The 26,179-nt window shown below is 26.0% G+C and carries 23 protein-coding genes; 10 read left to right on the top strand and 13 right to left on the bottom strand.

The features are described from left to right. The first annotated feature begins 42 nt into the window (after nucleotides 1–42). The 4 genes from cmk to tpiA all read left to right on the top strand — a co-directional run bounded on the left by cmk (nucleotide 43) and on the right by tpiA (nucleotide 3,636). Nucleotides 43–687 (top strand): (d)CMP kinase, encoded by a 645-nt coding sequence (gene cmk, locus D9V69_RS01540; protein ID WP_158356579.1) that lies wholly within the window; start codon nucleotides 43–45, stop codon nucleotides 685–687. A gap of 114 nt (nucleotides 688–801) precedes the next feature. Further along, complete coding sequence (rpsA, locus tag D9V69_RS01535) at nucleotides 802–2,478, top strand: 30S ribosomal protein S1 (protein ID WP_158356578.1); 1,677 nt, start codon at nucleotides 802–804, stop codon at nucleotides 2,476–2,478. Nucleotides 2,479–2,507: 29 nt separating this feature from the next. Continuing rightward, a complete protein-coding gene (gene ihfB, locus D9V69_RS01530) occupies nucleotides 2,508–2,792 on the top strand; it encodes an integration host factor subunit beta (protein WP_158356577.1) in 285 nt (94 codons plus the stop codon). Between the two features lie 88 nt (nucleotides 2,793–2,880). After that, nucleotides 2,881–3,636, top strand: a complete 756-nt coding sequence (gene tpiA / locus D9V69_RS01525) for a triose-phosphate isomerase (RefSeq protein WP_158356576.1) — start codon at nucleotides 2,881–2,883, stop codon at nucleotides 3,634–3,636. 16 nt (nucleotides 3,637–3,652) lie between these two features. Here the strand turns inward: tpiA and D9V69_RS01520 are convergent, their stop codons facing one another. The 7 genes from D9V69_RS01520 to phrB form a co-directional block, all read right to left on the bottom strand. Continuing rightward, nucleotides 3,653–4,459: an MIP/aquaporin family protein gene (locus D9V69_RS01520; RefSeq protein WP_158356575.1), complete on the bottom strand. Its 807-nt coding sequence runs from the start codon at nucleotides 4,457–4,459 to the stop codon at nucleotides 3,653–3,655. An 85-nt stretch (nucleotides 4,460–4,544) separates the two neighbouring features. Continuing rightward, the gene (pfkA, locus tag D9V69_RS01515; protein ID WP_158356574.1) at nucleotides 4,545–5,507 is read right to left on the bottom strand and encodes a 6-phosphofructokinase; all 963 of its coding nucleotides are present in this window, start codon (nucleotides 5,505–5,507) and stop codon (nucleotides 4,545–4,547) included. Nucleotides 5,508–5,663: 156 nt separating this feature from the next. Beyond that, entirely contained in the window at nucleotides 5,664–6,356 is a 693-nt protein-coding gene (gene gpmA / locus D9V69_RS01510) for a 2,3-diphosphoglycerate-dependent phosphoglycerate mutase (RefSeq protein WP_158356573.1), read from the bottom strand. Between the two features lie 173 nt (nucleotides 6,357–6,529). Next, nucleotides 6,530–7,735 (bottom strand): dihydrolipoyllysine-residue succinyltransferase, encoded by a 1,206-nt coding sequence (sucB, locus tag D9V69_RS01505; protein WP_158356572.1) that lies wholly within the window; start codon nucleotides 7,733–7,735, stop codon nucleotides 6,530–6,532. Between the two features lie 12 nt (nucleotides 7,736–7,747). Further along, entirely contained in the window at nucleotides 7,748–10,483 is a 2,736-nt protein-coding gene (locus tag D9V69_RS01500; protein ID WP_158356571.1) for a 2-oxoglutarate dehydrogenase E1 component, read from the bottom strand. 107 nt (nucleotides 10,484–10,590) lie between these two features. Next, the gene (locus D9V69_RS01495; RefSeq protein ID WP_158356570.1) at nucleotides 10,591–11,334 is read right to left on the bottom strand and encodes a Nif3-like dinuclear metal center hexameric protein; all 744 of its coding nucleotides are present in this window, start codon (nucleotides 11,332–11,334) and stop codon (nucleotides 10,591–10,593) included. Between the two features lie 12 nt (nucleotides 11,335–11,346). After that, nucleotides 11,347–12,783, bottom strand: coding sequence for a deoxyribodipyrimidine photo-lyase (gene phrB / locus D9V69_RS01490; RefSeq protein WP_158356569.1), 1,437 nt, complete (start codon nucleotides 12,781–12,783; stop codon nucleotides 11,347–11,349). A gap of 307 nt (nucleotides 12,784–13,090) precedes the next feature. On the opposite strand from phrB, the gene fldA reads away from it, so the two are divergent. Beyond that, nucleotides 13,091–13,606: a flavodoxin FldA gene (gene fldA / locus D9V69_RS01485; RefSeq protein ID WP_158356568.1), complete on the top strand. Its 516-nt coding sequence runs from the start codon at nucleotides 13,091–13,093 to the stop codon at nucleotides 13,604–13,606. 67 nt (nucleotides 13,607–13,673) lie between these two features. Beyond that, nucleotides 13,674–14,459 carry an NADPH-dependent 7-cyano-7-deazaguanine reductase QueF gene (gene queF / locus D9V69_RS01480; RefSeq protein ID WP_158356567.1) on the top strand — a complete coding sequence of 262 codons (786 nt, stop codon included), beginning with the start codon at nucleotides 13,674–13,676 and terminating at the stop codon, nucleotides 14,457–14,459. Between the two features lie 163 nt (nucleotides 14,460–14,622). Here queF and gap read toward each other — a convergent pair whose 3' ends face one another. The 5 genes from gap to D9V69_RS01460 all read right to left on the bottom strand — a co-directional run bounded on the left by gap (nucleotide 14,623) and on the right by D9V69_RS01460 (nucleotide 18,806). Continuing rightward, nucleotides 14,623–15,621 (bottom strand): type I glyceraldehyde-3-phosphate dehydrogenase, encoded by a 999-nt coding sequence (gap, locus tag D9V69_RS01475; protein ID WP_187308310.1) that lies wholly within the window; start codon nucleotides 15,619–15,621, stop codon nucleotides 14,623–14,625. A 67-nt stretch (nucleotides 15,622–15,688) separates the two neighbouring features. Continuing rightward, entirely contained in the window at nucleotides 15,689–16,474 is a 786-nt protein-coding gene (locus D9V69_RS03130; protein ID WP_261979613.1) for an FtsX-like permease family protein, read from the bottom strand. After that, nucleotides 16,429–16,923, bottom strand: a complete 495-nt coding sequence (locus D9V69_RS03125) for a hypothetical protein (protein ID WP_261979612.1) — start codon at nucleotides 16,921–16,923, stop codon at nucleotides 16,429–16,431. Before D9V69_RS03125 ends, D9V69_RS03130 begins: the two co-directional genes overlap by 46 nt. A gap of 4 nt (nucleotides 16,924–16,927) precedes the next feature. Continuing rightward, nucleotides 16,928–17,614: a lipoprotein-releasing ABC transporter ATP-binding protein LolD gene (lolD, locus tag D9V69_RS01465; protein ID WP_158356566.1), complete on the bottom strand. Its 687-nt coding sequence runs from the start codon at nucleotides 17,612–17,614 to the stop codon at nucleotides 16,928–16,930. Beyond that, nucleotides 17,607–18,806, bottom strand: coding sequence for an FtsX-like permease family protein (locus D9V69_RS01460; RefSeq protein WP_158356565.1), 1,200 nt, complete (start codon nucleotides 18,804–18,806; stop codon nucleotides 17,607–17,609). The genes lolD and D9V69_RS01460 overlap by 8 nt, the downstream gene beginning before the upstream one ends. 848 nt (nucleotides 18,807–19,654) lie before the next feature. Here D9V69_RS01460 and mfd point away from each other — a divergent pair. Both mfd and pgl read left to right on the top strand, forming a co-directional pair. Then, nucleotides 19,655–21,691, top strand: a complete 2,037-nt coding sequence (mfd, locus tag D9V69_RS01455) for a transcription-repair coupling factor (RefSeq protein WP_158356564.1) — start codon at nucleotides 19,655–19,657, stop codon at nucleotides 21,689–21,691. A gap of 50 nt (nucleotides 21,692–21,741) precedes the next feature. Next, nucleotides 21,742–22,749 (top strand): 6-phosphogluconolactonase, encoded by a 1,008-nt coding sequence (pgl, locus tag D9V69_RS01450; RefSeq protein WP_158356563.1) that lies wholly within the window; start codon nucleotides 21,742–21,744, stop codon nucleotides 22,747–22,749. A 46-nt stretch (nucleotides 22,750–22,795) separates the two neighbouring features. Here the strand turns inward: pgl and bioA are convergent, their stop codons facing one another. Beyond that, entirely contained in the window at nucleotides 22,796–24,082 is a 1,287-nt protein-coding gene (gene bioA, locus D9V69_RS01445; RefSeq protein ID WP_158356562.1) for an adenosylmethionine--8-amino-7-oxononanoate transaminase, read from the bottom strand. 84 nt (nucleotides 24,083–24,166) lie between these two features. Here bioA and bioB point away from each other — a divergent pair, with 84 nt between their 5' ends. Further along, on the top strand, nucleotides 24,167–25,198 hold the full coding sequence (bioB, locus tag D9V69_RS01440; RefSeq protein ID WP_158356561.1) for a biotin synthase BioB: 1,032 nt from the start codon (nucleotides 24,167–24,169) through the stop codon (nucleotides 25,196–25,198). 237 nt (nucleotides 25,199–25,435) lie between these two features. Then, nucleotides 25,436–26,110 (top strand): dethiobiotin synthase, encoded by a 675-nt coding sequence (bioD, locus tag D9V69_RS01435; protein WP_158356560.1) that lies wholly within the window; start codon nucleotides 25,436–25,438, stop codon nucleotides 26,108–26,110. Nucleotides 26,111–26,179: the final 69 nt, after the last annotated feature.

Genomic DNA, 26,179 nt, shown 5'->3' with positions numbered 1-26,179 from the left:
TTTAATACGTGTCAATAAAATATCTACTAAGTATATGTTATTATGAAGAAAAAAATTCCAGTTATTACTATTGATGGTCCTAGTGGTGTTGGTAAAAGTACTCTATCTAAAATAATAGCAACAAAATTAAGATGGAAATTATTAGAATCAGGTAAAATATATCGATATTTAGCGTATTTCGCAATGAGCAACAATATTACAATAAATGAAAAAAATATTGTTTTTTTTATTAAGAATTTAGACGAATTGCTTAAACATAATAAGGATACTGATCAAGTAATAAACAATGAAAAGATTAGTACGATATCGTCTCAATTATCTATTTTTCCTAAAATTAGAGAACTTTTATTAAATAAACAAAGATCATTTCGTTCTTTTCCTGGTTTAATAGCAGAAGGAAGAGATATGGGTACAGTAATTTTTCCTGATGCTGATGTGAAGTTTTTTTTGAATGCTGATTTGAACGTTCGTGTTACAAGAAGAATATTAGAACTTCAACAAAAAGGTTTTTTCATTAGTTTTAAAGAGCTTTTTGTAAAAATGTATGATCGTGATCAACAAGATCAAAATAGATTATTTTCTCCTTTATGCATACCAAAAAATGCTATAATATTAAATTCTACTAATATGAGTCTATCTGAAGTTGTGAAATATTCCATGCAATATATTATGAAAAAAATAAAATAAAATACACTGTTATTAAACTCTTAAAATAAGGATTGTTATAAGGTATACAAAAAAAGCTTATTTTAACATGAAGTTAAAATAAACATTAAATAAAATGTTTAATAAATATTAATCATGAATGAATCTTTCGCTCAATTATTTGAAGAATCGCTAAAAGAAGTTAAAACTAGACCAGGATCCATTATTCGCGGTACCATTATTTCTATAGAAAAAGATATAGTATTAGTAGATGCAGGTCTAAAATCTGAATCTTCTATTGCTATTGAACAATTTAAAAATGCTCAAGGTTTAATAGATATAAAAATAGGTGATCAAATCGATGTTGCATTAGATGCAATCGAAGATGGATTTGGTGAAACGTTATTATCTCGTGAAAAAGCAAAACGTTATGAAGCTTGGTTAAAACTAGAAAAAGCTCATGAACGTTCAGAAACTGTAATAGGCATCATAAACGGAAAAGTAAAAGGTGGATTTACTGTTGAATTGAATGATATACGTGCTTTTCTTCCAGGATCATTAGTTGATATTCGTCCTGTTCGTGAAACGATTCATCTTGAAGGAAAAGAATTAGAATTTAAAGTAATAAAATTAGATCAAAAACGAAATAATGTTGTTGTTTCACGTCGTGCTGTTATTGAATTAGAAAATAGTGCTGAAAGAAATCAATTATTAGAAAATATACAAGAAGGCATGCATGTAAATGGTATTGTAAAAAATTTAACAGATTATGGAGCTTTTGTAGATTTAGGTGGCGTGGACGGTCTTTTACATATTACAGATATGGCTTGGAAAAGAGTAAAACATCCTAGTGAAATAGTTAACGTTGGTGATGATATCAGCGTTAAAATTTTAAAATTTGATAAAGAAAGAACTCGTGTATCATTAGGACTTAAACAATTAGGTAAAGATCCATGGATAGACATATCTAAACGTTATCCAGAATTAACTAAAATAAATGGACGGGTTACTAACCTAACAGATTATGGTTGTTTTGTTGAAATTCAAGAAGGAGTAGAAGGTTTAGTTCATGTATCGGAAATGGATTGGACAAATAAAAATATTCATCCATCTAAAGTTGTTTCTGTTAATGATACAGTGGAAGTAATGGTTTTAGACATTGATGAGGATCGTCGACGTATCTCTCTTGGATTAAAACAATGCAAGCTGAATCCATGGAAAGAATTTTCTGAAACACATAAACGAGGAATGCAGGTTTCAGGAAAAATTAAATCTATTACAGATTTTGGTATTTTTATCGGTTTAGATGGAGGAATTGACGGATTAGTGCATTTATCTGATATTTCTTGGAAAATTTCTGGTGAAGATGCTGTTAAAAAATATAAGAAGGGTGATGAAATCTCCGCTGTAGTACTGCAAGTAGATGCTGAAAGAGAACGTATATCTTTAGGAATCAAGCAAATAGAAGAAGATCCTTTTAATATATATATTTTAAATCACAAAAAAGGCTCTATTATTAACGGAAAAATTGTCAATTTTGACAAAAAAAATATCATTGTTAAAATATCAGAACATTTGGAAGGTATAATCAAACACAATGAATCTTCTCGTTTAGAACACGAAGATTTTATTAATAAATTAAATATTAATGACACAATTTTAGTAAAATTATCTAGTTTTGATCGTAAAAATAGAATGATTTATTTATCTATGCATATTACTGATGACAATGAAAAACGAGATAAAACACTCACATCAAATAAAAAATCTATTGATGATGTTTTTTCTAATGTCATGAAAGAAGCCTTTAAAGCCGCTAAAAACACAGAATAATTATTAAATATTTAAATCATAGAGGATTCATGACAAAATTAGAATTATTTACAAGAATTGCAGAAAAAAATATACATATTTCAAATAAGATTATTAGAAGTGCAATAAAAGAAATGCTTGAACATATGATAATATCATTAGTAAAAGGAAAACGAATTGAAATTAGGGGTTTTGGAAGTTTCTCTCTACATTATCGTTCTGCTAGATTAGGAAGAAATCCAAAAACTGGAAAAATAGTGCAGTTACATGAAAAATATATACCTTATTTTAAACCAGGAAAAGAATTACGTAATAGAATTAATATATCTAAATAAATTACTTTAATCTTTAATTATAGAAACTAAGTTTATATTATTTTTAAAATCAAGCTTAGTTTCTAAATACTAAAAAATTATATAGAAAATGAAAAAAAAATTAATTGTAGCTAATTGGAAATTAAATGGAAGCATGACATTTATTTCTAATTATTTTAAGTTTTTAAGCGCTGATCTATCAATCTATGCTCAACGAAATAATATCGTTATTGCACCTCCTAGTGTATATTTAGAAAGAGTTTACGTATTAATACAAAAACTTAATTGTTTTCTTGGAGCGCAAAATATAGATATTAATTTAACAGGATCGTTTACTGGCGAAACATCTGTTGCAATGCTAAAAGATTTGAATGTACAATATGTTATTGTAGGACATTCTGAAAGACGATTGTTTCATCAAGAAAATAATCCTCTGATAGCAAAAAAATTTAGTTTGGTTAAAAGTGAAAATTTAATACCTATTTTATGTATAGGTGAAACGATAGAAGAAAAAAAATACGGTAGGACAAAAAACATCCTTACAAAACAGTTAAATTGCATATTTGAAATATTAGGTACTTCAGCATTTAGAAATACTGTTATTGCATACGAACCTGTTTGGGCTATTGGTACTGGTTTTTCCGCTGATGCAGAAGAAGTTCAGTTAATCCATCAATTTTTAAAGAATTATATTAAAAAATACGATCCCGATTACAACGATGTTATCATTCAGTATGGTGGTTCTATCAATGCTCATAACGCAAAACGTTTTATTAAACAACCTGATATAGATGGTTTATTAATAGGTAGCGCTTCTTTAAATTATTTAGAATTTTTGAAAATAATAGAAGTTATTTCTAGTTGATAACATTGAAAACAAATCATTTATTTTTTTTGAAAAAATAATCTTCGATAAAAATTTTATATGTCCAACCGCCTACGTTTGCACCTAAAATAGGTCCAATTATTGGAATTAAACAATATAAAAGGTTGTTACTATTAGTTAATGATAAAACATCATATCCAGTAAGACTTAAAAAAATTTTAGGTCCTAGATCTCTTGCAGGATTTAAACTAATATTAGTCAAAGGATTTACAACGATATTGATCATAAACACTAATATTCCTATCAATATAGGAACGAAAGAAGTATTTTTAAAATAACAATGATTTGTTTTGCTATTCAATTGCAATAAAATAATTGTAAATAATGCGGTGCTGAATGTTTCTGTTAAAAAATCGAAAATAAAACTATTTTGGTAATTTGGATAAATACAAAAAATAGATATTACATTGAAAATTTTTTGTGTTTCTTTGAAAGAATTATTATGATATTCGAATAAAATTAAAGAATTGTGATAAAGAAGATATATTAACATTGTAAAACAAATAGAACCAAATATTTGTGATATAATATATGGAAGAACATGTTTTTTGTTGAATCTAGAAGATAACCAAAAAAAAATTGTAATAGCTGGATTTAAATGAGCTTCAGATATAGCAGCACTAAAATAAATAGATATCGATACCGCCAAACCACAAATACAACTGATTTCAAATTGATTTAAATCAACATAATTAAATTTAGAAGCAGCTAAAGAGCCTATTCCAAAAAATGTAATCAACCCTGTACCAAAAAATTCAACTATACATTGTTTTATTATATTTTTATTACCATGATGATTCATTTTTTTTAAAAACCTTAACAATCTTATCTAAAAATAGATAATATGACCAGTTTAGAGCGCCGGAAACACCGGCACTAATTTTATATTAGTATAACTTTTTAGCAGTCATTAACCAATCTTTTTTAAAGCAACGTGTCATATTTTTTAGTGCTTCTGATATATCATGAAATACTATTTTTTCATTTTTTATTCCAACGCATTTTCCATAATGACCATGGATTAGCAGTTCAATTGCATACGCTCCCATTCTTGAGGCTAGTATACGATCATAGGCTACAGGCACCCCTCCACGTTGAATGTGTCCTAGAATTGTTGCTCGAGTTTCTCTTTTAGTTTTTTTTTCAATATAACGAGCCAATTTTTCTACATCGCAAATATACTCTGTTATTAAAACAATTGCATGTTTTTTTCCTTTTGAGATCCCCGCTTCAATTTCAATAACTAATTCTTTTTGTGCATAGTGAATTTCTGGTATGACAATAAATTCACATCCACCAGCAATGGCAGCGGCTAATGTTAAATCACCGCAGTATCTACCCATTACTTCTACAATAGAAATGCGTTGATGTGAAGATGAAGTATCTCTTAAACGATCAATAGCTTCTACAACGGTTTGCAAAGCTGTAAAATAACCTATTGTGTAATCAGTACCAGGAACATCGTTATCTATAGTCCCTGGTATTCCAATACATGGCACCCCCATTTCTGTTAATTTTTTCGCTCCTATATACGATCCATCACCACCAATTACAACTAGAGCATCAATATTTCTTTTTCTGATGTTGTTTACTGCAATAGTACGTACGTCTTTTTCAGCAAATTTAGGAAATCTAGCTGATCCTAAAAATGTTCCACCTCGATTAATCATATCAGATACACTATATCTATCTAAATTGATCATGCGATTTTCATATAAACCTAAATAGCCATCGTAGACTCCAAATACTTCTAATTTTTCGCTAAGCGCAGTTCTTACGACTCCTCTAATTGCAGCATTCATACCTGGAGCATCTCCACCACTGGTTAAGACTCCAATTTTTTTCACCATCAGAACCTCTGTTTTTCAATCTTTTCAAAAAAAGATATTCATTTCTTCCAGTATCTATCAAATAATTTTTGCTAATAGTAATTGTACACAAAAGATATTTGCTTTATTTAAATATATGTTTAAGATTTTAAAAATACAAAAAAATTAATATAAGCACTATAAATAATACCATTTAATCGGAATATATTTTTCATTAAAATCAAATACAATAGGTTTTGCAGTAGGAATATTTAACTTAATAATTTCTTCATTATTTATTTTATTTAAAAATTGTATTAGTGCACGTAAAGAATTTCCATGTGCTACAATCAGTATTGCTTTGTTATTTTTTAATTGAGGATAAATAGTTTTCTGCCAATATGGAATAACACGTTCTGCAGTTGTTTTTAAACTTTCACCTAACGGTATATTATCAATATTCATATTAGAATAACGTATGTCATTTCCAGGAAAACGATTATCTTCTATATCAATCAAGGGAGGGGTAATATTAAAACTTCTTCTCCATAATTTTACTTGTTTTTCTCCATATTTTTTAGCAACTTCATGTTTATTCAATCCCTCTAAAGCGCCATAATGTCTTTCATTTAAACGCCACGATTTTTTTACTAATAACCAAGATTGATTGAGTTCATCTAAAACATATCTTAAAGTATGTATTGCTCTTTGTAACATAGATGTATATGCATAATCAAAAAAGAATTTATGTTTTTTTAATAATATAGCTGCTTTTTTTGCTTCTTCTTGACCTTTTTTACTGAGTTTTGCATCATGCCATCCAGTAAACTTATTTAATTCATTCCATGTACTTTGACCATGTCTAATAAGGACTATTTTTCTTATTGTCATATTTTTCTCTGAAATAATTTTATAAATGAGACGTATCTTAATTGAATTTTTAGTTGTACTGAAAGATTAACCGGATATGATTAATATCATTAAAATTATAACATTTTCATGTAAAAGATATTTTTTAATATTCTTCTAAATTCGAGATAATTAATTCTTTTTTTAAAAAAATATTATATATTAAGCAATAAACGATGAAAGTCTTCTAATATTTTTTTTATAGTTACTAAAAAACCAATTGATTCTTTGCCATCTATTAATCGATGATCGTAAGATAATGCTAGATACATCATTGGAGAGATTTGAATTTTTCCGTTAACAACTATTGCTCTATCTTGAATAAGATGCATACCTAATATAGCTGATTGAGGTGGATTGATTATAGGAGTGGACATTAATGAACCGAATACACCGCCATTAGTAATGGTAAAATTACCGCCTGTTAATTCTTTTATACTAATTTTATTTTCTAACGCTTTAACAGAAAATTCTTGTATTTTTTTTTCTATTTCTACCATGTTCATTGTATCGGCGTTATTTAATACTGGTGTTATCAAACCTCTTGGTGTTGAGATCGCTATACTAATATCAAACGTTTTATAGTAAACAATATCTTTTTGATCTATTGAGGCATTAATTTCTGGAAATTTTTTTAAACCTTGAACAACTGCTTTTACAAAAAATGGCATAAAACCAATACGGATGCCATGTTTTTTTTCAAAAATAGCACCATATTTTTTTCGTAAACTGATAATTGAACTCATATTGACTTCATTAAATGTTGTTAACATAGCTGTATTGTTTTTGCTATGTAATAATCTCTCAGAAATTGTTTGTCTTAATCGACTCATTCTTACTCTATTTTGTGTTGACGTACTTTCCTGTGGTGCGTGGTGAATAATTTCTTCTGTATGATGTGCAATCTGTATGAGATTCTCTTTTTGAATATTTTTGGTAATAATATTATTTTTATGATGAATTTTTGTTAATCGTCTTAAGGACGGTGAGAGGTGTTTATTTTTTTTTGTAAACAGATTATTTGAAGTATTTTTTTTTAAAGTTGAAGTTTTTTGTATATTTTCTATATCATCTTTTTTCTCTAAAATAATTTTTTTCAATTGTTTTTCTTGTGATACATTTATTTTTTCTATTGTTCCAAGAATTTCTTGAGATATAACTGTATCACCTTCTTTTTTTAAAATAGATTGCAGAATACCATGACATGGTGATGAAATTTCTAACATTACTTTATCTGTTTCAATATCAATTATGTTATCATCAGTATTGACCATATCTCCTATTTTTTTATACCATTTGATAACTGTTGCATCACTGATTGATTCTGGAAGTTCTGGAACTACAACATTTATTTTTTGCATTTTTCATCCTTTTTAATGAATATTTAATGTATCATTCAATATTTTTTCATGTTGTTTTTTATGAATGGAAATATGACCTACTGCAGGAGATGCTGAAGATAAACGACCAATATAATTTAATGAAATATTGACTGGCAACAAACATTGTAAATGTTCTCTAATATAAATCCATGCACCCTGATTATAAGGTTCTTCTTGACACCATACAAAATCTATTATAAAACAATATTTTTTTAATATTTCTAAGATTTCTTTTTTAGGGAAAGGATACAACTGTTCAATACGTATCAAAATCACATTTTTTATATGATGTGCACGACGTTTTATTAGCAACTCGTAATAAATTTTACCTGTGCAAAAAACAAGTCGTGTTGCATTATCAATAATATGATCGGTTTCATCTATCACTTTATTAAACTGACCATTGGTCAAATCGGTTAAAGTACAACTAGACATAGGATGTCTTAAAAGAGATTTGGGTGTAAATATGATTAATGGTTTATTTCTGCAATGAAAAATTTGTTTTTGTAGAAGATGAAAGATCTGTGATGATACAGTAGGCATACATATTTTTACATTTTCTTCTGCAGAAAGTTGAAGAAACCTTTCAATTCTAGCAGACGAATGTTCAGGACCTTGTCCTTCATAACCATGTGGCAAAAAAAGAACTAAATTAGATTGTTGATTCCATTTTTGTTCTCCAGAACAAATAAATTGATCAATAACAATTTGAGCTCCATTCACAAAATCACCAAACTGCGCTTCCCAAACGGTTAAAGTTCTAGGTGCAAATAAAGAATAACCGTATTCAAAAGCTAAAACAGCTTCTTCTGACAACACAGAATCCCAAATAAAAAATTTTCCTTGTTTTTTTTGAATGTGATTCAAGGGAACATAGATAGATCCATTAATTTGATCATGAATAACAGCATGACGATGAAAAAAAGTACCCCTACTGACATCTTCTCCAGAAACACGACAAGAAATACCTTCATTCAACAGTACAGCATAAGCTAATGTTTCAGCTGCCCCCCAATCAAACAAGCGTAATTCTTGTGACATTTCTAAGCGTTGTTTGTAAATTTTTTTCACTCTTGGATGAATGTTTAAGAACTTAGGAATCTGGTTGATTAAATAAGATAATTTTTTTAAATGAGAAAAAATAATGGGTCTTTTTTTGGTTTGACCATCTTTTAAAATAATTTTATCATTTTCATATTGAAATTCAATATTACTATCTTTTAAAAAAACGTTTTTTCCTGTTTTTAATTTATAAGTATAATCATTAATCATTTCTTCTGTTTTTGTAAATGCAATTATATTTTTAGCAATTAATGATTTAGAATAAATTTCTCTAACAGTAGGATGATGATTGATTTTTTTATACATTATAGGTTGTGTAACAGAAGGATCATCGACTTCATTATGACCATGACGTCGATAACACACCAAATCGATAAATACATCTTTTTTAAATTTTTTTCTAAAATTTAAGGCTAATCGAATTGTAAAAATTGCAGCTTCTACATCATCTGCATTAACATGGAATATTGGAGCTTGAATCATTTTAGCTATATCAGTACAATGTTGACTGGAACGAAGAGTTTTTGGATTAGAAGCAGTAAATCCTATTTGGTTGTTTATAACTATGTGAACGGTACCACCAACAGTATAACCGTCTGTTTGAGACATGTTTAACGTTTCTTGAACGACACCTTGACCAATTATAGAAGCATCTCCATGAATATTCATCGGTAAAATTTGATTATCAAATACTTTTGATTTATCAATAGTTGACCTTGCCATTCCTGAAATCACTGGATTTATTATTTCTAAATGAGACGGATTACATGCCATCTTAAATATAAGATTACTTGTATGTTTTATTTTTGCAACACCACCCATGTGATATTTAACATCTCCACTATTTTTATGACAAATATTAATATTGGAAAATTCATCAAATAATATTTGAGGGTTTTTGTTTAAAACATTAACTAAAACATTTAATCTACCTCTATGAGCCATTCCTAAAATAATTTCAGAAATATTGTTTTTTTTAGAAAATGTTATCACTTCATGTAATATTGGTATTAATGCTTCCGCTCCTTCTAAAGAGAATCTTTTAGCACCAGGGAATTTTTTTCCAAGATATTTTTCTAACGTTTCAGCATAAGTAAGTTTTTTTAAAACATGAATTTTTTCTTTTTTTGTCAAGTAATCTTTATTAAAAAAAGATTCAATATATTGTGTAATTGATGTTTTTTCTAAAACATTATCCATATGCATGTATTCAAAACCAATAGATCCGGAGTATGTTTTTAATAAAATATTGTGCAAATCTAAAAAATTCGTTTTATAATTAGATTGATTTTTAAAATTTATTGCAATTGTTTTTTTTGATTCTTGTTGTGTTAGATTATAAAATTCATGCCTTAAATTGAAAAATAATGTTTTTCTTTTTTCTCGCAATGGATTGATTAAAGCATTTTTATGACCTTCAAGACGAAATGCATGAATCATATCTGTTATTTTTTCGTTTAATAAGGTAGATCTTTTTTTATTATCTATATGAGGATAATTAACATTTTCTCCGATTTTAGATATTCTTATTAATTCATCATGCCAAGTGGCATCAATGGAATCTGGATTTATTAAAAATTTTTCATAGATATATTCTATATAGTTTTGATTAGCTCCAGATAACCAAGAAGAATTCAACCAATATTCTATTTTATTTTTATTCATGATTTTCTTTTTAACGAGATTGTAGTATAAAATATTATAGTAAATAACTATAATTTAAAAAATATAATGTGTTTTTTCATTAATGTTTTTTGAAGTTTTTACAATGATTATGCAGGATTGCAAATATTAATAAAAGTTATATCAAGATCATATTTTTTACATAACCATTTTCCTAAAGATTTGATACCATCTTTTTCAGTATCATGATGTCCTAAAGCAAAAAAATGCATACCTAATTCTCTAGAAATATGCATTGTTTCTTCGGAAATTTCACCTGTTAAAAACGTATCTATTCCGAACTGATAAGCCTTTTTAATAAAACTTTGACCTTTTCCACTACACCAAGCGATACGATTAATATAATGAGAAGCATTTTCGTAAAAATGTATTGGACGTTTTTTGTAGATTCTTTCTATTTTTTTTGAAAATTCAAAACCAGTGATGTTATTTTCTATAGTTCCCCAAAAAACACACGGTAAAATATTACCTTTAACGCAAATATTTAATTTTTTAGCAATTTGTGCATTGTTGCCTAAATCAGGATGAACATCTAAAGGTAAATGCCAACTATACAAATTGATATTATTTGAAAGAATAGTTTTTAATCTGTTTTTTTGCATGTTATGTATGTATTTTGATTCATTTTTCCAAAAATAACCATGATGCACTATTATTGCGTCAGCATTACAAGACAATGATTGATCTAATAATTTTTGACATGCTGTAACACCAGTAATAATTTTTTTTACTGTTTTTTTTCCTTCAATTTGTAATCCATTCGGAACTATATCTTCATATTGATCAGAGAGTAATTTTTTATTAATGATGCTTTCTAAAAGAAAATTGTTCATGAATTTTAAAACCTATTTTTTTTTGTTATTCAGTCGAGCTTTATAAAATATTAATAACGATTTTTTTTTGCTTTCTTTAAAGTTTACGATGGGTTTAGGATAATTGATCTTGTAATTGTTTTTTTGAGACCATATGTGTGGTGTATGAATTTCATGTGTTGGTATTATTTTTAATGCAGGAATAAACTGTTTTATAAAATGACCTGATTTATCAAAATTTTTCGATTGTAGATATGGATTTAAGAATCTTATATACGGTGTAGAATCGGTGCCAATTGATGCCGACCATTGCCATCCTCCATTGTTTAATGCGAAATCTCCGTCAATTAAACGAGATATAAAATATTTCTCTCCTTTTCTCCAGTTAATGAAAAGATTTTTTACTAAAAAACTTGCTGTAATCATTCTTAATCTATTGTGCATCCAACCTAACTCATTTAACTGTCTCATTCCAGCATCTACAATAGGATATCCTGTATTTCCAGATTTCCAAGCGTTAAAATGATCTATATTCTTATTCCAAACAATGTTTTTTTCCCATATAGACAGCGATTGATTTTTGCAAATATAGGGATAACCAATTAATAAATGATAATAAAATTCACGCCATAATATTTGGTTAAACCAACAAGAATATAAAATTGTATTGAATGCAAGATCTTTTTTTATGTTTAATAATGTCATGAGACAAGTACGCGATGATATTATTCCTAAAGATAAATATGGAGATAAAATACTAGTGTTATCTAAAAAAGGAAAATTTCTTTTTGATGAATAATCGTCATATTTGTGCATTAAAAAATATTTTAAGCGATCTATTGCTTTATTTTCCCCAATTGGAAAGATATGTTGATTAAATTGAAAAGATGTATGATCAAAATTAATATGATTTAAAAAACAATTTTTTTGAAGTGTTCTTGCAATAGGAGTTGGAAAACATTGAGGTGGTTGTGTCAATAAATGCGATATTATTTTTTTTTTAAAAAAAGAATATACCTTATATGCTTCGTTATTTTGATTTTTTATATATTTAGGCGACACTAAAAGACGATCGTGAAAACCATGTACTGATATACCTATTTGAGAAAGATCTTTTTTTATTAAAAAATCGCGATGACGTTCATTAATTTCATATTCATAATTATAAAAAAGATTGTTGATTTTTTGGTTTTTGCAAAAATTAATTAAATATTTTATTGAATGCGCAAAATCAGTTGATTCATAATAATGTAAAATAATATTTAAGTGAAATAACGATTCCCTTAAAGAATGCAAATGATGATGTATAAAAGATATTTTTTTTGAAGACACACAATGATTTTTCCATTGTTTAGGAGTAGCGATATATAGTGATATGACTTTTGCTTCTTTTAATTTACATGCTTCATACAACGCTGTATTATCATACAATCTAAGGTCATTACGAAACCAAATCAAATTTTTTTGCATAATATTTTTATTTGTGTGTAAAAAGAAAATACATTTAAAATAGAAGTAACTCACTTTATAATGAATACATTTTATATTGAAAAACTTAACTAATATAACATATATTAAAAAAATTAATAAAAATGTTTTTATTTAAAAAATTATTCACTTGAATTATAGATTATTAAACATTAAAAAATTAATATTGATTTTATATTTTCGCTATTAATTAGGTTCTAAATAAAAAATTATTATTTGATAATATACAAAAAGATATGTTTTAAGATATTATTTATATTTCTAATATATTTTATTATAGGTATTTAAGATGAGAAAAATAGGTATCTTTTTTGGAAGCGATACTGGAAATACAGAAAAAATTGCAAAACATATTCAAAAATTTATCGGTGAAAATATTGCTATATTACATGATATTAGCAATAGTACTCAAAAAGATATAGAAAAATTTGATTTTTTAATATTTGGTGTGCCTACTTGGTATTATGGAGAAGTTCAATGTGATTGGGATGATTTTTTACCTACTTTAAAAAAAATTGATTTTTTAAATAAAACAGTAGCATTATTTGGTTGTGGAGATCAAGAAGATTATGGAGAATACTTTTGTGATGCATTAGGTATTATATATAATGTAATTAAAAAAAATAAAGCAAAAATTATTGGAAAATGGTCTGTAAAAGAATATTGTTTTGAAAATTCTAAAGCTTTATTAAATAAAGATTATTTTGTAGGGTTAGTTTTAGACGAAGATAGACAAAGTGAAAATACAAAACCAAGGATTTCAAAATGGTTAAATACAATTCTTCCGTATTTTCAAGATCGTTAATACTATTCTAGTATAATAATTTATATAAATTTTTTGTTTCTTTAAACGACATCTTATAAGAAAATATATGATTGTTAAAATAGATCATTTTAGCTTATTACAAAGCATACCTAGAAAAAAAAATCGTGATATTATTTTATTAAATAATATGCATCTTCCATTTATTGGCAAAGATGTTTGGACATTATATGAACTATCTTGGCTTAATAAAAATGGATTACCCCAGATTGCTATTGCTCAAATAGAAATTAATATTACCAGTGAAAATATTATTGAGTCGAAAAGTTTAAAGCTTTATATGAATAGTTTTAATCAAGTTCAATTTGATAATGAAATACATATGATTCAGGTCATAACATTAGATTTGACGAAATGTGTTGATGGTAAAGTATCCATACGATTATTTAATTTAAATGAAATAAAAAATCAAAAAATATCAGATTTTTGGGGTCATTGTATAGATGATCAAAATATTGAAGTGACATCTTATACATATAATCCATTATTTCTTCTGAAATCTTCTAAAAAAATAATACACGAATCTTTATATAGTCATCTTTTTAAGAGTAACTGCCCAAAAACTCAACAACCTGATTGGGCTTCTATACAGATTATATACTCTGGAACAGCAATTGATCATGCTGGATTATTGTTGTATTTAATTTCATTTCGTTCTTATAATGGATTTCATGAAGAATGTGTTGAAAAAATTTTTAATGACATCGAAAAAACTTGCCAACCTAAAAAATTAACTGTATATGCAAGATATACACGTCGAGGTGGAATTGATATTAACCCTTGGCGTACAAATACTGTTTTTTCTCCATGTTTAATTCGAATGGCTCGACAATAAAAAATAAAAAACTGTTTATAAAAAGAATATAATATATTTATGTTACAGCAGTATTGAGTATTTAACTTAATACTGCTATATATTTATATATTTTAAATAAAAAATTTTTATATACTACAATATAGCAGAAAAATTTTTTTAAAATATAATTTAATTTTTTGTCTTATGCTTTAGATACTAACTCAACTAAGTCAAGAACTTTACTAGAATACCCTGTTTCATTATCATACCAAGATACTAATTTAGCAAAATTTTTATTTAAAGATAAACCTGCTTTTGCATCAAAAATCGAAGTTAATTCTTCACCATTAAAATCTGTAGAAACTACTTCATCTTCAGTGTATCCTAAAATACCCTTCATTTCATTTTTAGAAGCTTTTTTGATAGTTTCGCATATTTCATCATAAGTAGCTGCTTTTTTATATCGCACTGTCAAATCTACAACAGATATGTTAGATATCGGAACTCGAAAGGCTATACCTGTTAATTTTCCATTTAAGTTTGGCAGCACCTTTCCTACTGCAACAGCAGCGCCAGTAGAAGATGGTATAATATTTTGAAGTCCTCCTCGGCCGCCTCGCCAATCTTTATTAGATGCTCCATCTACAATTTTTTGAGTAGCTGTACTAGCGTGTACTGTTGTCATTAAACCTTCAATAATACCAAATTTGTTATCAATAACTTTAGATAACGGCGCTAAACAATTAGTAGTACAAGAGGCATTAGAAACAATATTTTCTCCTTGATATTGATGAAAATTAGCTCCTCTTACAAACATTGGAATATTATCTTTTGAAGGACCTGTAATAACTACTTTTTTTGCTCCTGATAAAATATGTTTGTAAGCTGTATCTTTTGTTAAAAAAAGACCAGTTGATTCGATTACAACGTCAACAGATGCATTATGCCATTGTAATTTTTCAGGATCCTTGATAGCAGTAACACGGATTTTTTTTCCGTTAACTATGATATTATCCTGATTTACTTCAATATTTGGTTTAAACACTCCATGAGTGGAATCATATTTCAACATATAAGCGATATATTCAGGACTTAGTAAATCATTAATAGCTTTAATTTCAATATTATTACGTTTCTGAGCAAGTCTAAAAATTACACGTCCAATTCTTCCGAATCCATTTATACCGACTTTAATAGTCATATCTTTCACCATTTTGCTAAAATAAAACAAGAATAAATACATTATTAATGTTACATTTTTGATACTATTAATACTGTTTTAACGTATCACTAGGATTAAGTTTTGAAGCATAATATGCCGGATACCAGTTAGTTATAACACCAATAAAAAACGTGCTAATAAAAACAATAATAATGTCTGAAAAATGTAGTTGTAATAAAAATAAACTTTTATAATATGAATTTTCAAATAAGATATTATTTTTTAAATACTTATCGAAAAAGAACATTATTTTTTGAAAACTTAAAATTGTTAATACTCCTAAAAACAAACCAATCACAGCAGAAATAATTATAGATCTCAAACCATAATACAAAAAAATTGTGCGAATAAGAAAATTATTAGCACCGATACTACGTAGTATTGCTATATCTCTTATTTTTTGAGATATATACATTAATGAAATCGATGTGACACTAAAACATGAAATTGTTATCAGTAAAAACAAAGATAAATAAATTATTGCTTTTACTTTTTTAATATCATTATTTATCGATTGATAATCGTTAATCCAAGTATATAAAAAAACAGGAACATTGATTTTTTTTGCCGCATTAAGAATTACATTATTAGCCTTGAAAGGATCACGCATCTGTATTTCAATTTTGTTAATAATATTTTCTTTATTGATAAATTTATTAAAAAATAAAAAGGGAACATATGCTATATTTGAATCTAAGATACCATTTGATTCAAATATTTCTATGACATTAAAAGAGAACATTGCTACTTTCGGATTAGCCGAAAAACTATTTTTATCAAAAAAAACTAAACTAACTTCATCGCCTTGTTTAATAGAAAAATTTTTTGACAAATTCGATGATATAATAATATTATTTTTTTTTTTGAATTCATTAAGTTCTCGTGTTGAAGAAATGTTTTTTTAAGATACTTCATGTTTTTGAAACTTTTTATTTCAATCATTTTTATTATATTTTTTTTTGTTATGAATCCATTAGAAACAAGATAAGGTTCTGCATACACTATATCTGGCAATAATTTTATTTTTTTAATTACATCTTTCCATGTCAAACAAGATTGTTCAGTAAATTGAATAATCCCCTGCGGAACACTAGAAAAAATAGTTTGATTTAATAAAGTATAAAAACCATTTAATGCACTTAAACTCATAATTAATGCGAATACACTAATAGAAATTCCTAATTTAGAAAAAATAGAAATTATCAAAAGTTTATGATTTTTTTTTTGATTAAGATATAATTTTTTTGTAATCAAAAAAGGTAAAAAATTGATTAAATACATCTTTTTATTCATTTTTATAATTAAATAATTGACCGTTGTGCATTTTAAATATAACAGGTATTTGTTTTATGACACGAATATCATGTGTGACGATTAAAAAAGAAGTATTATAATATTCATTAAATTTTAATATTAAATCAATAATGACACTGACGTTATATTGATCTAAATTATTAGTAGGCTCATCCCCTATAATCAATAAGGGTTTATTTACAAAAGCACGAGCTATAGCAACGCGTTGTCTTTCACCACCAGAAATTTCTGATGGATATTTATATCGTTTATGTTCTAAATTCACTTCTTTCAACATATTATAAGCTATTTCTTCAGATTCTTTTTTTCTTTTTTTACCGATTAATAATGGCATCGCAACATTTTCTAATACATTAAAATCTAACATTAAATGATGAAACTGATAAATCAATCCTAAATCTTGGTTTCTAAAGTGTGCTATTTGATTCGATGACATAGACTGTATTGATGTTCCATTAAATAATATATTACCAGAACTAGGATTGTCTAGAGCTGCTATTAAATGTAATAAGGTTGTTTTTCCAGAACCAGAATGACCGATGATGGCTGCTATTGTTCCTCTATTCAATTTAAATGATATTTTATTTAAAACTGGTACAAATACATCTCCATTTTGATAAAATTTACTTATTTTTATACATTGTATAATATTATTCATAAGATAAAATCTTAGCTGGTTTCATTTTAATGGCATTTAAAGACGGGTATAATGTAGCACATATTGTAATAAATATAGAAATGAAGTTTATAAAAAAAATTTGATTTGGAATTAAATATATAGAAAAATCTATTTCATCAAAAAATAATCGAATAAGAGATATTAAAAAATTATGTTGTATAATTAATACAATACTGGTTATAGTGCCCAGTACGCTTCCAATAACAGTTGTACTAGATCCTAGTATAACAAAAACTAATACGATTTTCCAATTCGATAATCCTTGTGATTTTAAAATAGCAATGTTGTTTCGTTTATCTATTGTATGAATGGTTAAAGTAATAAATATATTTAACACTGATACTAAAAAAATTAAAAAAAACAAAAAAAACATAATATATTTTTCAATGATCATTTCTTTAAATACTTCTCCTTTTTGTGATTTCCAGTCTAATATGATAAAATTTTTTGTTAAATTTTTAATATTATCAATATTGAAATACATTGGATTTTTCAACCATATACGCCAACCAGTAACATAATTATTAGGAAGTTTTAAAAACTGTAAACTATCTTCTTTATTCATAATAATTTGATAATAATCTGCTTCGCTGTCAGTAGAAAAAAAGGCTGTAATTGTAAAATTATTTTCTTTTAAAAAATGCGTATTGAAAATATTTTTTTTCTTTTTTAAAAAAAATAATTGAATTGTATCACCAATACTTACATGTAATTTTTTAGCTAATTTTATACCAATAACAACATTTTTTTGATAAGGTTTAATTAAATTAAATAAGTGTTTTATTTTGTAGCTCTGTACATTATCATAATTTTGTTTATCTATGCCAATGAGTTCTCCCATAGTGAAATTATTTTTACTTTTTATGATAACTTCGTGATTGATACATTCAGAAACATTTTTCACATTGTGTAGTGTAAGAATTTTTTTAGGAAAATTTATTTTATTAATACAGTGTTGTTCGTTAGTAATAATTAAATGCGGAATAAAAGATAAAATATGTCTTTTAAAATGCTCTTCAAATCCATTGATAATGGATATTATTATAATAATAGAAGCTATACTAATACTAATACCGATAATAGATAATACAGTTATAAATTTTTTAAATATTGGTAAGTGAGCATTCCATAAATAACGTAAACCAATAAATAGATATACCGGTGTATACATAAATAATTTTCTTCAAATTAAAAGATGTTTGTAATGTTATATTATTAAAACACGAGTTAATATTAATCATATTGCTTAAAATATATTATTTTTTTTGCATATATGATGTTGAAGTAACAATTATATAATTCTTTGATATAATTCAATATTAAAATATCAAATTTGATTGAACTAAATTTTATATTTTCATTATTATTACAGAACTATTAATAATTTATATTTTTAGTGCAATATTTTGCATATTTACATAAAAAAACAACACAAAGTAAACAACAAACAATGGTTAATGATATTCATAAGAAACTTTTTAATTTTAAATAAAGCAAAAAATTATTGATGTTTATTATGATTATTTTCTTGGTATTGTAATATTTATCGATTTGAATAAATTGATTTTTTTTGTAGATTAATATTATTAATCTGCATTACATTATTGTTACTTTTTATATAAAATGCTTCCAATTAAAATGACTATAAAAAATTTTTTATACAATCAACATAATATAGATGCTTATCGGAAAAATTTAATAATGTTTTTTTATTATGTAGATAATAATGAAACATCAAAAAAATAATTATATTTTTTTTCATGCGTATTTAAAAAACAAGATTTTTGTTAACAAAAAAATTTTTAAAATCTCTGCAATTTTTTAAAAAAAAATTTATCTGAAATATGTTAATAAAATTTTTAAAATTAATAAAAATAATTATATTTCTACTAATTTTTTTCGTATTACAACTGAATTACAAAAGAGTATTTATAGACAAAAACAATATTTTATTTATTTACACAGAAGACTTGTTACCTATCATTAACAATAAGTACTTTGCTATTTTCTAAAAAAAATATGATTAATTTTAAAAATGATGATTTTTCTCAATTAATCATCAATCATCCAATTATACATATTGAACATGGAATTGGACGATATAAAGGTCTGACGACGATAAAAACTACAAGCATTGAATCTGAATATTTAATTATTGCATATGCAGATGGGGATAAATTATATGTACCAATTGCGCATATTAATCTTATTTCAATGTACAATGTTACATCAATAGAAAATGCACCATTGCATAAATTAGGCGAGAATTGGTATAAAACAAAAAAAAAAATAAATAAAACTATATATGATCATGCAGCACAATTATTAGATATTTATGCTCATAGAAAATCTAAAAAAGGTTTTGCATTTAAAAAATATGAAAAAATATATGAAAGTTTTTGTAAAGATTGCAGTTTTAAAACTACACCAGAACAAAATAAAGTAATAGATGCTGTTTTAAAAGACATGTGTAACTCTGTTCCTATGGATCGTTTAATTTGTGGAGATGTGGGATTTGGAAAAACAGAGGTTGCTATGCGAGCTGCTTTTTTATCTGTATCAAATAAAAAACAAGTAGCCGTTTTAGTTCCGACGACTGTACTAGCACAGCAACATTATAATAATTTTAAAATACGTTTTTTAAATTCAACTGGTAATATAGCAATATTATCTAGGTTTCAAAATCAAAAACAACAAAACTTAATTTTCAAAAATATTACAACAGGTAAGATTAATATTTTAATAGGAACTCATAAACTTTTACTAAAAAATATCATATGGCATGATTTGGGTTTATTAATTATTGATGAAGAACATAGATTTGGTGTAAATCACAAAGAAATTATTAAAAAACAATATTCTAGTATTGATATACTTACTTTGACGGCTACACCTATACCTCGCACTTTAAATATGACTATGATTGGTATAAAAGATTTATCAATTATAGAAAAACCGCCTGCTGAACGGTTAGCAATTAAAACATTCATTGAAGAATATGATCCAATATTAGTAAGAAAAACAATATTACGTGAAATATTAAGAGATGGACAAGTGTATTATATATACAATAAGGTTCAAAATATTATTAATATTGCAAATCGACTGTCAAAATTAATACCTGAAGCTAGAATAAAAGTCGGTCATGGCAAAATGAATAATATTGATTTAAAAAAAGTTATGAATCAGTTTTATAATAACGAATTTAATGTATTAATTTGTACAACTATTATTGAAAGTGGTATTGATGTAGCTCGAGCTAATACAATTATTATTGAAAATGCAGATCACTTTGGATTATCTCAACTACATCAATTGAGGGGTAGAATTGGTAGATCTAACAATCAAGCATATGCTTTACTTCTTGTTAACAATTTTGATCAAATTACTTCAGATGCTAAAAAACGACTAGAGGCAATTTCATCCATTGATAATTTTGGAGGTGGTTTTTCTTTATCTAATCAAGATCTTGAAATTAGAGGTATAGGCGAAATATTAGGAAAAGAACAAAGTGGGCATATAAAACATATCGGTTTATCTTTGTACATGAGATTATTAAAAAATGCTGTTAGTGCAATAAAACATGGTGATAATTTTTCTATAGAGGAATTTTCAAAAAGTTCAGTAGAAGTGGAATTACATGTTTCAGCGCTATTACCAGATAGTTACATTTCTGATGTGAACGAAAGACTATTGTTTTATAAAAAACTTTCTAATTCTAAAAATGAACAGGAAATAGAACAAATAGAACGTGAATTAATAAAAAATTTTGGCAAGTTTCCTAATTTTGCTAAAAATTTAATATTGATTACAAAGATTCGAATAATAGCAGATCAAATTGGAATTAAATCTATTAAATTTAATAAAAAAATAGGAATTATAGAATTTAGTGACATTAATCTTATCAATACTGAATATTTATTAAGAATTTTTAAAGAAGAACCAAATCTTTGGAAAATAGATAATTCAAAAAAAATAAAATGTTTTTACAATTTGGATGACGATTACAAACGTATTAAATGGATTAAAAAATTTTTAAACAATTTGAAAAGATAGTTTAATTTAAATAAAAATTACAATTTTATTACAAATATTAAAGGAATCATATGAAACAGGTAGTTTATATTGCAAATTCGACAATTAAAACTATAGAAACATGGGATTTGTCTGATAATGGAAATATGAATTTAATTGACAAAACATTCACTGATGGTGAAGTACAACCTATAAATATTATCAAACATCACAATATTTTATACGCTGGAATTCGATCTGATAATAAAATTATTGCATATCTCATTAAAACGAATGGATTTCTTGAAAAACAAAATGAAATTTCTATTCCTGGAGCGCCTAACCATATTTCTTTTGATAAAAACAAAAAATTTTTATTTTGTAGTTCATATCATAGTAATTGCATTACGGTTATTCCCTTAAAGACAGATGGCACATTAAAAAAACCAATACAAATTATTCAAAACATAAAAGGTTGTCATGCTGCTAAAATGAGCTATAAACATAATATATTATTTGTTATGTCTTTAAAAGAAGATTGTATTTATCTATATGATTTAACAACATTTGGAATATTAAAAAATACTGCACAAATATCAATTAAAACTAAACCAAATTCAGGACCTCGTCACCTTGTGATACATCCCAATCAAGATTTCTTTTATACAATTAATGAATTAGATGGAACTATAGATGTCTGGAACATACAAAACATCAATGATAAAAAACATGTACAAAAAATACAAAACATCAACATTTTCGATCGATCAAAAACTGCGTTAAAAAATTATTGGTCTGCTGATGTTCATATTACTTCATGCGGTCGTTTCTTATATGCTTCCGATCGTTTTTGCAATACAATTTCATTATTTTATATTGATAAAAACAATAAGATTACATTTTTTACAAGCTATCAAACAGAGGTACAACCGCGATCATTTTGTATTGATGTTAATAATTCATATTTGATTGTTGCTGGAGAAAAATCTAATACATTTACTATATATGACATACAAAATACTACTGGAGAATTAAACAAAATTAAAACATATAATACAGGAACAAGACCAGTTTGGATCATGACACATCAATTAAATTAAATATAGAAAAAATATTATTACAGATATTTTATTATTTTTTTTAAAGCTATATAAAAAAAGCATTATTATGCATAGATTCTTTTACTACATCAATTAGTTGTGTTAATTCTTTAGAATTAATAATATAAGGAGGGACAAGGTAAATAAGGTTTTTAAATGGTCTAATCCAAATTTTGTTTTTAATAAAAAATTTTTGTATTAATGATATGTTAATTGATCGAATGCATTCTACTACACCAATACCTCCTAAGATTCTTACATCGATCACGTTAGGATGATTTAATAATGGTAATAAATTTTTTAACAATTGTTGTTCAATATTAGCAACTTGAATTTTCCAATTATTTGTTTTTAGTATTTTAATATTAGCCTGAGCAACAGCACATGCTAGTGGGTTTCCCATATAAGTTGGACCATGCATAAAACATCCTGCTTTACTTGAGCTAATAGTATTAGCAATATTTCTTGAAGATATAGTTGCTGCTAAAGTTATTGTACCGCCTGTAATGGCTTTTCCTAAACATAATATATCTGGTACAACATCAGCATGTTCAAAAGCAAAAAATTTTCCTGTTCGTCCAAAACCAGTAGCAATTTCGTCAAAAATTAAAGGAATAGAATGAAGATCACATAATATTTTTATTTTTTTTAAGTATGTAGGGTGATAAAATCTCATTCCTCCTACTCCTTGTACGATAGGCTCTACTATAACACCAGCAATTTGTGTTTGTTTTTTTTCTATTATTTCTATAAAAGATGCCAGATCATTTTCGTTCCATTTTCCGTGAAAGGAAGAAACTGGGCTTTGTGCAAAAAAGTTTTTTGGCAAAAATGTATTATACATTTTATGCATAGAATTTTCAGGATCAGATATCGACATTGCAGCAAAAGTATCACCATGATAACCATGACGAATAGTTAAAAAACTATTTCTTTTTTCGCCTAATGCTTGCCAATATTGTATTAGCATTTTCATTGCGACTTCAATGGCAATTGAACCAGAATCTGAAAGAAAAATACAATCTAATTTTTTTGGTGTCAAAAAAATTAAATCTTTACAAAGAGCTATAGCAGAAGGGTGTGTGATTCCTCCAAACATCACATGAGACATTTTTTTGATCTGCTTTCTTAAGGCTTTGTTCAAAATAGGATGATTATAACCATGTATTGCAGACCACCATGAAGACATACCATCTATCACTTTTTTCCCATTATGGAGTTTTAAGTATACCCCTTTAGCAGAAACAACGGTATAACAAGGAATTGGGTTAATCATAGATGAATAAGGATGCCAAATATGTTCATAATCGAATTTTTTGTTAGATAGAATCATAATAATTTACATATCAAAACATATTCAATAATTTAATTATAACTCTTTGATCAAATAAAATCATAATTTTTTTTTGGAGAAAATATGAAAAAAACATGGACTCTAGAAGAAACAAAAAAACTATTCAATCAACCATTTTTTGATCTTTTTTTTCAAGCTCAAAAAAAACATCGAAAAAATTTTAATCCGAATACAATACAAATAAGTACCTTGCTTTCAATTAAAACTGGATCTTGTCCAGAAGATTGTAAATATTGTCCTCAAAGTTCTAGATATAAAACAGGTATAAAAAAAGAAGCTTTATTAGGAATAGAAACCATTCTTAATGCAGCTAAAAAAGCAAAATCTTCAGGATCTACTAGATTTTGTATGGGTGCTGCATGGAAAAATCCAAAAGACAAAGACATTCCTTATTTAGAAAAAATTATTAAAATGATTAAAGCTATGGGTATGGAGACTTGCATGACTTTAGGTTCTTTAAATAATTCACAAGCACAAAAATTATCAGACGCAGGTTTAGATTTTTATAATCATAATTTAGACACTTCTGCTAAATTTTATAAAAATGTTGTAACTACGAGAACTTATCAAGACAGATTAAATACTTTAAATATTGTTCGAAAAGCTGGTATGAAAATTTGTTCTGGAGGTATTATCGGATTAGGAGAAGACATAAAAGATCGTATAGAATTGTTAATGGAATTATCTAACTTGCCTGTTCATCCAGAAAGCGTACCGATTAACATGTTAGTCAAAATTCCTGGAACACCTATGGAAAAAAACCAAAACATAGAACCATTTGATTTCATTCGTGTTATTGCAACCGCACGCATTATGATGCCACAATCTTATATTAGACTTTCTGCAGGACGAAAAAATATGAATGATCAAACACAAGCAATGTGTTTTATGGCTGGAGCGAATTCTATTTTTTATGGATGTAAATTATTAACTGCTAACAATCCAGAAGAACAACATGATATAGAGTTGTTAAAAAAGTTAAATTTAAATGTAGAATATAAACAAGAAAAAATATTAGAAAAAAATAACAATCATGCTATATTAAACCCTTTAAAAATTAAAAAAGATCAATATTATGATGCTTCAATATTGTAATCATCAATGGACTATTTTGACTATTTTATAGTTTCCATTACAATATTGATATATTACCATTAATAAAATTATTATATTTAAAGAGTAACTCAATATTACATTTATATTTGATATATTTTTATACAAAATAATAGTTATATTTGAGTTACTGCATTACTATATTGCTTAACATATAAAAAATGATGTATTTTGATGCATTAAAAATTTTTTAAATAATTTATTAAAAATAGAGATTTTATGAGTAAAAAATTTTTTATCACCGGAACCGATACTAATGTTGGAAAAACATTTGTTAGTACTATTTTATTAAAAAAAGCTACGCAATATGGATATAAAACAGCTGGATATAAACCTGTTTCCTCTGGATTGCAAAAAATGTCATCTCATGTTATTAATACGGATGCATTTTTTTTAAAAAAAAACAGTTCTGTAATACTCAGTGATACAGAAGTTAATCCTATTACATTTTTTGAAAATGCACCTCCTCATATTTTAAGTCAGATGTGTAATAAAAACATTAATATAAAAGATCTTTCTTTGGGTTTAAAAAATATGATGCATAAAAGCAATTGGATTTTAATAGAAGGTGCAGGCGGTTGGTATACTCCTTTATCTTATAAAAATACTTTTGCAGATTGGGTACAAAAAGAACGATTAACAGTAATCATAATAGTAGGAATTAAACTCGGTTGTATCAACCATGCTATTTTAACAGAACAAGCAATTTTTTCTAAAAAATTAAAATGCAAGGGTTGGATTGCTAACAATGTTGTACCTGAAGATAGATATAATCTATATTATATCCAAACTTTATTAAAATATTTACGATCTCCATTGTTAGGCATAGTTCCATACATATCAAAAAAATCTCATATTAATTTAGAAAATATATACATTCAATTACCTGATTAAATACACAGAAAATATACATATATTAATATAAAAGTTTTAATATCACTTTTATTATTTATTATTCATAAA

It is taken from the genome of Buchnera aphidicola (Hyadaphis tataricae), from assembly GCF_005081445.1.
In the GTDB taxonomy this organism is placed as follows: domain Bacteria; phylum Pseudomonadota; class Gammaproteobacteria; order Enterobacterales; family Enterobacteriaceae; genus Buchnera; species Buchnera aphidicola_AE.
The sequence above is the reverse complement of the archived record's forward strand: the minus strand, read 5'-3'. Positions and strand labels throughout refer to the sequence as shown.

Excerpts from the sequence above, each read along its gene's own strand:
- D9V69_RS03125 (WP_261979612.1), bottom strand. The coding sequence starts at position 16,923 with ATGTATTTAATCAATTTTTTACCTTTTTTGATTACAAAAAAATTATAT.
- bioA (WP_158356562.1), bottom strand. The coding sequence starts at position 24,082 with ATGATTCTATCTAACAAAAAATTCGATTATGAACATATTTGGCATCCT.
- lolD (WP_158356566.1), bottom strand. The coding sequence starts at position 17,614 with ATGAATAATATTATACAATGTATAAAAATAAGTAAATTTTATCAAAAT.
- gpmA (WP_158356573.1), bottom strand. The coding sequence starts at position 6,356 with ATGACAATAAGAAAAATAGTCCTTATTAGACATGGTCAAAGTACATGG.
- D9V69_RS01495 (WP_158356570.1), bottom strand. The coding sequence starts at position 11,334 with ATGAACAATTTTCTTTTAGAAAGCATCATTAATAAAAAATTACTCTCT.
- sucB (WP_158356572.1), bottom strand. The coding sequence starts at position 7,735 with ATGCAAAAAATAAATGTTGTAGTTCCAGAACTTCCAGAATCAATCAGT.
- D9V69_RS01460 (WP_158356565.1), bottom strand. The coding sequence starts at position 18,806 with ATGTATACACCGGTATATCTATTTATTGGTTTACGTTATTTATGGAAT.
- rpsA (WP_158356578.1), top strand. The coding sequence starts at position 802 with ATGAATGAATCTTTCGCTCAATTATTTGAAGAATCGCTAAAAGAAGTT.
- gap (WP_187308310.1), bottom strand. The coding sequence starts at position 15,621 with ATGACTATTAAAGTCGGTATAAATGGATTCGGAAGAATTGGACGTGTA.
- D9V69_RS01500 (WP_158356571.1), bottom strand. The coding sequence starts at position 10,483 with ATGAATAAAAATAAAATAGAATATTGGTTGAATTCTTCTTGGTTATCT.
- mfd (WP_158356564.1), top strand. The coding sequence starts at position 19,655 with ATGATTAATTTTAAAAATGATGATTTTTCTCAATTAATCATCAATCAT.
- fldA (WP_158356568.1), top strand. The coding sequence starts at position 13,091 with ATGAGAAAAATAGGTATCTTTTTTGGAAGCGATACTGGAAATACAGAA.
- phrB (WP_158356569.1), bottom strand. The coding sequence starts at position 12,783 with ATGCAAAAAAATTTGATTTGGTTTCGTAATGACCTTAGATTGTATGAT.
- cmk (WP_158356579.1), top strand. The coding sequence starts at position 43 with ATGAAGAAAAAAATTCCAGTTATTACTATTGATGGTCCTAGTGGTGTT.
- pfkA (WP_158356574.1), bottom strand. The coding sequence starts at position 5,507 with ATGGTGAAAAAAATTGGAGTCTTAACCAGTGGTGGAGATGCTCCAGGT.
- tpiA (WP_158356576.1), top strand. The coding sequence starts at position 2,881 with ATGAAAAAAAAATTAATTGTAGCTAATTGGAAATTAAATGGAAGCATG.
- bioB (WP_158356561.1), top strand. The coding sequence starts at position 24,167 with ATGAAAAAAACATGGACTCTAGAAGAAACAAAAAAACTATTCAATCAA.
- ihfB (WP_158356577.1), top strand. The coding sequence starts at position 2,508 with ATGACAAAATTAGAATTATTTACAAGAATTGCAGAAAAAAATATACAT.
- pgl (WP_158356563.1), top strand. The coding sequence starts at position 21,742 with ATGAAACAGGTAGTTTATATTGCAAATTCGACAATTAAAACTATAGAA.
- queF (WP_158356567.1), top strand. The coding sequence starts at position 13,674 with ATGATTGTTAAAATAGATCATTTTAGCTTATTACAAAGCATACCTAGA.
- D9V69_RS01520 (WP_158356575.1), bottom strand. The coding sequence starts at position 4,459 with ATGAATCATCATGGTAATAAAAATATAATAAAACAATGTATAGTTGAA.
- bioD (WP_158356560.1), top strand. The coding sequence starts at position 25,436 with ATGAGTAAAAAATTTTTTATCACCGGAACCGATACTAATGTTGGAAAA.